Source organism: Deltaproteobacteria bacterium, from assembly GCA_030654105.1.
Taxonomy (GTDB): domain Bacteria; phylum Desulfobacterota; class SM23-61; order SM23-61; family SM23-61; genus JAHJQK01.
This window is the reverse complement of record JAURYC010000097.1, coordinates 1-3,714: the sequence shown is the minus strand read 5'-3', so window position 1 is coordinate 3,714 and position 3,714 is coordinate 1. Positions and strand designations below refer to the sequence as shown.

Below are 3,714 nucleotides of genomic sequence, written 5' to 3'. Positions count from 1 at the left end.
CCGGGTTACTCCGTACTTCACACAGCGGGGCCCGCCGGCATTCGTGGCTACATTGCCCCCGATCTGGCAGATCGACTGGCTCGCCGGGTCTGGAGGATAAAAAACCCCCGCAGCTTCGACAGCCATCTGGAGATCCTGAGTAATGACCCCGGGTTCAACAACCGCCAAACGATCCTCTGGGCTGATTTCCAGGATCTTATTCATCTTGGACATGGCCATGACGATCCCTCCGTGCACGGGGACACACATCCCGCTCAGGCCTGTCGCCGACCCTCGTGGGGTCACCGGGACCTTCTCCCGATTGGCCAGCTTCAGCACCCGGGATACTTCTTCTGCTGTGACGGGAAGAACCACCACGTCCGGCTTTTTTTCCGCAAATACATCGTGGGAATAAACCATCAAATCTTCAGGGGCATCAAGGCAGCGTTCTTGGCCAACAATATCTCTGAGTTCGCGTTTAATGGATGCTGGTACCATAATGATTTCTCCTCGAAAGAGATTTACCGTCTCCGTAATTAAAAAAATTACCAACTTTTTCTTAGTTTATTCTGATCAGTTTTGTCAATGGAAAAATGGCTTTATTCCCCTTTATTTTTCTTCTATCAATTGAGGCTCTTGCAAAAGTATTTTTTTGTGGTTCGACAAGCTCACCACGAACGGAAAAACTAAATAATTTCAACCGAAGCCCGTTCACCCTGAGCCTGTCGAAGGGTAAATTACGGACTTTTGCAAGAAGCTCAATTGGCAGGGTTTGCCAGGAAAGTGCCGGGGGCACTCGTTCCTCTGCCCATATGAAAAAGGAATGGGGTGAGAGGAATTGGCCAAAGGGTTCGTGGGTTGGGATTATGAGTTTAGAATTTGGTTTTATCTTTTCCTTTCAGCTTGAGAATCTTTCTTACTTCATCCGGGGTGGCTACTTCCAGGCTCAGTTCCTCCATCAGGTGACGGATTTTCTGCACGCTCTCTTCGTTGGATTTTACCATTTGGCCTTTGCTGATATAAAGGTTATCTTCCATACCCACCCGAACGTTACCTCCGATAACGGATGCCACGGCCCCCAGAGAGAATTGGTAACGACCCACGGGGAGGACCGACCAGACGTAATCATCACCGAAGAGGCTGTCCGCGGTGTGTTTCATATGCAGCAGGTTTTCGACGCTCGGTTGAATAGATCCCAGGATTCCCATAATGAGCTGGAGAAAGAAGGGTTTGTCAAGGAAACCCCGATCGGCCATGTGGGCGGCGTTATAAATATGGCCTACATCATAACATTCCATCTCCGGTTTCGTCCCGTGATCCCGAAAGGTCTTCAGGAAGACTTCTAAGGATTTGAAGGTGTTGGCGAAGATGAAATCTCGCGTCATCTCCAAATACTTCGGTTCCCAGTCGAATTTAAACTTGGAATAGCGCTCCAGGAGAGGAAAGAGGCCGAAATTGAAAGAACCCATGTTGCAACTGGCCAGTTCCGGTTCCAATTGGGCGACCACCCTTACCCGCTCCTCAGGGGTCATCCCCAAACCGCCGCCGGTGGTCGGGCATTGGATTACGTTTGAACGCCGGTGAATCTCTCCGCAGATTTCCTTGAACAAACCAATGTCAGAACTCGGCTGCCCTGTCTTAGGGTCGCGGGCATGAAGGTGTACAGTCGCGGCGCCAGCATTCGCTGCCTTGACCGCCTCATCGGCGATTTGCTGAGGAGTTATAGGAAGATATTCTGACATGGTAGGAATGTGGATGGAACCTGTAACAGCGCAGTTAATGAACAGCTTGCCTTGCTTCATTGCCATGATAATACTCCTTTCATTTGATTATAAATAGGGCAAAGAAGAATGGATTCTTTCCCAGTTGGGAAATTAGCACATCCAGATAAAATTAACTGTAAAAAATATAAACAACCCTTTCTCTATGCGAAGAGGGATTTGGTCTTTGTATAAATCTCGTTTATCGATCACGCGCCGGGCCTTGAATTGACTCCTTGGTTAAAAGGTCTGGAAACAAAGGAGGGGGGAAATGGGTCTCCTTCGAAAAATGTTTAAAAATATTGTTAGCCTTCCAGATCTTATGATAGATTATTTTATTATCGCCGGTCTACAATAAAATAACCGTAGACCAGATCTTTTATCTTTCGCCTTCCTTTAGAGGTGGAAATTTTTATAAGGAGAAACCATGGCTGGTAAGCTAAAAAAATTCTTCGAGCCTAAAAGCGTTGTGGTAATTGGAGCATCTGCCATTCCCCATAAGCCTGGGAATGACGTGATTCGCAATATCGTGGCGAACGGTTATTCTGGAAAACTTTACCTGGTCAACCCCAAGGGGGGAGAGATCATGGGTATGAAAGTTGAGCGCTCGGTTCAGGACCTTCCGGAGGGGATTGAACTGGCAGTCATTATCCTTCCGGCCAGCGCCAACCCGCAGGCCATTCGCGAATGTGCAGCCCAAGGGATCCAGGCGATCGTCCTTGCTGCCGGTGGTTTTTCAGAAGTGGATGAAAAAGGGGAAAAGTTGCAGGAGGACCTGATCAAAGCCATCCGCGAAACTGGCGTTCGGGTCCTGGGACCCAACACTTCTGGTCACACATCCACCCCGCACAATTTCACTTCGAGCTTTTTCCCGCTGGGGAAAATCCCGCGGGGGAATATTTCCTACATCGCCCAGACTGGAAATTTTGCCACTCACACCATGCGCTACATCGCCACGGCAGAAAACTTTGGCGTGGCCCGGGTTGTAGGGTTGGGAAACAAGGTGGACATGGAGGAGAGCGAAGTGCTGGAATACCTGGCCGATGACCCGGAAACAAAGGCCATCTTTGTCTACCTGGAAAGTTTTAAAAACCCCAGGCGTTTCCTGGAAACCGCCAGTAGGGTAACCCGGAAAAAGCCCGTAATCCTTCTCAAAGGAGGGCGTACGGCGGAGGGAGCAAAAGCAGCAGTCGCCCATACCGCTGCTATGGCTGCAGAAGACCGAATTGTGGATGGTGCCCTGAGGCAGTCCGGTATCGTCCGCATTCATAAATACTCCCACCTCTTCCAGGCCGCCAAAGCCCTGGCCTTTATGCCCCTTCCTCAAGGGAATAGAGTTAGCTTTCTGGCTCCCTCCGGGGCTATGCTCGTGGTCCTTACGGACCTTTGCCTGTCTTTGGGCCTGAAAGTCCCTGATTTCGAAGAGCCCACTCGCAATTTCTTGCAGGACATCAGCCCATCCATCATTCGTATGCGCAACCCGGTGGACATCTGGTTTGCCGCTGGATTACACGGAGTGGAGTTTGCCTACCGGGAAGGAACGGAGGCAGCCCTGAAGGACCCCAATACCGACGCCGTTGTACCCATTCTCTTACTCACCGATGATACGGGTGTACCCCCTCTTGATTTTATTGTAGAGCTGGCCGCTCGGTATCGGCAAAAACCGATCTATGTTACTTTCACCGGTGAAAAAAAGCATATGGAAGCGGCCAAGGCCTTCTTAGAACCAAGAGGGGTGCCCACCTTCCCGTTGATCGAAGAGCCTTTTGAAGTTCTCTCCATCCTGGCCCGCTGCCGCCAAGCTATGGAGCGCCCCTGAAAAAACTAAAAAGCTTGCTTTAAATTTTTTTTTTTTGGTATCTTTTTAACAAATTCAATTGTGATGGATTCGTAAGGAGTCCTTTTTGTCTCATTTTCGTCATTCCCGCGAAAGCGGGAACCAATTAATTCAAGTAGTTCTGTCCGCCTTAGGCGG

General features: G+C 49.7%; 4 protein-coding genes. 1 reads left to right on the top strand and 3 read right to left on the bottom strand.

The window, feature by feature from the left end; genetic code table 11:
* From Q7V48_03700 to Q7V48_03690, 3 genes are all read right to left on the bottom strand, one after another.
* Window positions 1–477, bottom strand: a 477-nt coding sequence (locus Q7V48_03700) for an FAD-binding oxidoreductase (GenBank protein MDO9209839.1), incomplete at its 3' end; no start/stop codon positions are given.
* 61 nt (window positions 478–538) lie between these two features.
* Window positions 539–775: a hypothetical protein gene (locus tag Q7V48_03695; protein MDO9209838.1), complete on the bottom strand. Its 237-nt coding sequence runs from the start codon at window positions 773–775 to the stop codon at window positions 539–541.
* Between the two features lie 76 nt (window positions 776–851).
* Entirely contained in the window at window positions 852–1,787 is a 936-nt protein-coding gene (locus tag Q7V48_03690; GenBank protein MDO9209837.1) for a 3-keto-5-aminohexanoate cleavage protein, read from the bottom strand.
* 379 nt (window positions 1,788–2,166) lie between these two features.
* Here Q7V48_03690 and Q7V48_03685 point away from each other — a divergent pair, with 379 nt between their 5' ends.
* Window positions 2,167–3,558 carry a CoA-binding protein gene (locus Q7V48_03685; GenBank protein ID MDO9209836.1) on the top strand — a complete coding sequence of 464 codons (1,392 nt, stop codon included), beginning with the start codon at window positions 2,167–2,169 and terminating at the stop codon, window positions 3,556–3,558.
* The last annotated feature ends 156 nt before the right edge of the window (window positions 3,559–3,714 follow it).